Annotated in this window: 4 protein-coding genes; all 4 read left to right on the forward strand. The window is 59.2% G+C overall.

Annotated features, from left to right (window positions below):
• Window positions 1-102 precede the first annotated feature (102 nt).
• Window positions 103-756 (forward strand): CIS tube protein, encoded by a 654-nt coding sequence (locus WA354_RS21700; protein WP_472815108.1) that lies wholly within the window; start codon window positions 103-105, stop codon window positions 754-756.
• Window positions 757-1,941 (forward strand): phage late control D family protein, encoded by a 1,185-nt coding sequence (locus tag WA354_RS21705; RefSeq protein ID WP_472815109.1) that lies wholly within the window; start codon window positions 757-759, stop codon window positions 1,939-1,941.
• The gene (locus WA354_RS21710) at window positions 1,938-2,600 is read left to right on the forward strand and encodes a phage baseplate assembly protein V (RefSeq protein ID WP_472815110.1); all 663 of its coding nucleotides are present in this window, start codon (window positions 1,938-1,940) and stop codon (window positions 2,598-2,600) included. Before WA354_RS21705 ends, WA354_RS21710 begins: the two co-directional genes overlap by 4 nt.
• 12 nt (window positions 2,601-2,612) lie before the next feature.
• The coding region (locus tag WA354_RS21715) for a PAAR domain-containing protein (protein ID WP_472815111.1) at window positions 2,613-2,742 on the forward strand (130 nt) is incomplete at its 3' end.

A 2,742-nucleotide genomic window follows, 5' to 3' on the forward strand; every position in this document is an offset into this window, starting at 1 on the left:
CCCGCTGCGGCCGTCAACGTAGACCAGATCGCCGAAACGGTGATGCGTCAAATCGATCACCGCGTGAGCGCATGGCGCGAACGCACGGGGAGGATCTGAGCCATGCCCCTCGCCAAAGCCAAAATTCTCGTTGAAGCTACGGGAAATCAGTTCGAGGTAATGTTCAACCCCGAAGAGTACACCATCAACAAGGACAACAATTTCGCATCGCAAAACGTTCCCGGCCTCAGCGGGCCCATCCTGCAGTTCGTGCACGGAAACATGCGAACGCTCGAAATGGAATTGTTCTTCGACACTTATGAGGCGCACACCGATGTTCGGGATCAGATCGCAAATCTACTGGATCTTCTCAAGATCAACGGCGACCTTCACGCTCCGCCAATCATTCAGATCTCCTGGGCCTCGCTGCAATTCCGCTGCGTGCTGGCGCGCGCTAGCCAGAAATTCATCCTTTTTCTCCCCGATGGCCGTCCTGCCCGGGCGCGCATCAGCTGCACCTTCAACGAATACATCGATCCCGAGCGCGAAGCGAAGGAAGTCAACCGTCAGACTTCGACCTACACCAAGGCCCACATCGTCATCGCCGGAGAAACGCTGAGCGCCATCGCCGCCGCCATCTATGGCGATCCCGCACAGTGGAGGCCGATTGCAATCGTCAATGAAGTTGACGATCCCCGCGAACTCACAGCCGGCCAGTCCTTGCAGATACCTCCGCTTCCCTTCATCGATCCGGAAACCGGGGAGGTGCTTGCGTAAATGGCTGCCTATCCGCAATACGTGCCGGACTACACCATCCAGATCAACGGCCAGAATCTGCCCGCCCAGGTCCGCACCGCGGTCACCAGCGTGCGCTACGAAGAAGGCCGCGACGTCGCCAGCCGCGTGGAAATGTCCGTCGCGAATCCCTACCTCAAGCTGCTCCAGAATCACATCCGTGGATTGGGATTTCAGCCGTTCCCCACTTCCATCACCCTCGGTCCCGTCGGAGCGCTGCAGGCGGCGCCGGCCGGCACCTTCGACATCGACAACAAGTTCCAGCTTTCCATCGGCTACGCGCCCAACCCCCTCGAAGACGTATTCCTCGGCGAAATCACCGGTGTGAATGTCACGTTCCCCAACGGCGGCATGCCCGGTATGACCGTAGTCGCGCACGATTATCTGAATCGATTGACGCGTGGCAAAGTCGCCCGCGGCTTCGGATTTCTGCCGGATGCGATCATCGCTGCCATTCTTGGCGCGGAGAACCTGCTCATCCCCGCCATCGATCCCGCGATCCTTGCCGGGTCAACGGCCATCGCCGCCGTCAACTATATCTTCGGCGGAACGGGACGCAAGCAGAGAGGCCAAAGCGATTTCGAACTCCTCAAGGAAGTGGCCACCACCTACGACGCCGACTTCTGGGTAGACGGCAACGTGCTCTACCTTTCCCGTTTTCTCAAGGACTACACGCCCCGCCTCACCCTGGCCTGGGGACAGAACATGTTGGACTTTTCTCCCAAGGTATCCACCATCGGACAGGTCGCTGCTGTTGCCATGCGATTTGTGCTGCGAGAGATTCCTCTCGATTTCCTGGTGGCGGTCGGCTACGACTTCGATCGCGAGAGCATCGTCATCTCGGTTGTGCCCGGCGCTGCGGCCGCCAGCATGCAATCGATGCTCGGCTCGGTTCTGGAGATTATCGATCAACCCATCGCCAGCCCCGCCGACATCACCAACAGCGCCCTCGTCGTCGCTCGCGAGATACGCGAGAAGTTGAACAACCGCCTCACCGGTACCGGATCCTGCGTCGGTGACCCGAGGATCCGCGCCGGCGCCATGATCCGCATCGAGGGTGTCGGCCCCGATTTCAGCGGAGATTACCGCGTATCCAGCGCCACCCACACCATCGATGGCAGCGGCTACAAAACAGTCTTTGAAGTTCGCAAGGAGCTCATCCCGTGATCGAAAGCATCTTCGAAAAGATGGAGATCTCCATCGACGGCATCAAAAAAAAGTTCTACGGAGTATGCACCGGACGTGTCATCAACATCCTCGATCCCCTTATGCTCGGCCGGGTTCAGGTGCAGCTCCCGTTTATCGACAGCGTGGATTTGAGCCCCTGGGCGCGCGTCGCTTCGCCTATGGCCGGCCCCCTGCACGGCTACTACATGATTCCCAATCCCGGCGACGAGGTCCTGATTGCATTCGAGCAGGGCGATACCAACGCTCCCTACGTTCTCGGCAGTCTGTGGAGTGTCATCAGCCCTCCGCCATTGCCCTCGCCGGTTCCTCAAATCCGCGTGATTAAAACCCAGGCGCAAAACCAGATCATGATCACTGAAATTCCGCCCAGCATCATGATCCAGGTCGAATCGACCGGCCAGACCATCCTCATTTCGCCCGCGGGCATTCAACTCCTTTCTGGATCAAACCTCATCAATCTCGGTCCTCCCACCGGCCCTCCTGCAATTCAGATCGTGGCAGGAGAAGACGTCGTCAACATGACCCCCGACGGCATCTCCATCGCCTCCAGTGGCAACGTGAACGTCACTGCCGCCGGCGTGCTGAATCTCGTCGGTGCCACCGTCAACATTCTTGGCGGAATGGTCAACATCAACTAAAGGATCCTGCCCATGCCCTTTGCCGCTCGCATCTTTGACCCCATCGGACATCCCGGCGTCATCGTCGGCCCTGGCACGCCCAACGTACTGATCAACGGGCTTCCTGCCGCATGCCTTGGCGACCAGGTGGCCTGCGCAATGC

The sequence above is a fragment of the Occallatibacter sp. genome, assembly GCF_049802275.1.
In the GTDB taxonomy this organism is placed as follows: domain Bacteria; phylum Acidobacteriota; class Terriglobia; order Terriglobales; family Acidobacteriaceae; genus Telmatobacter.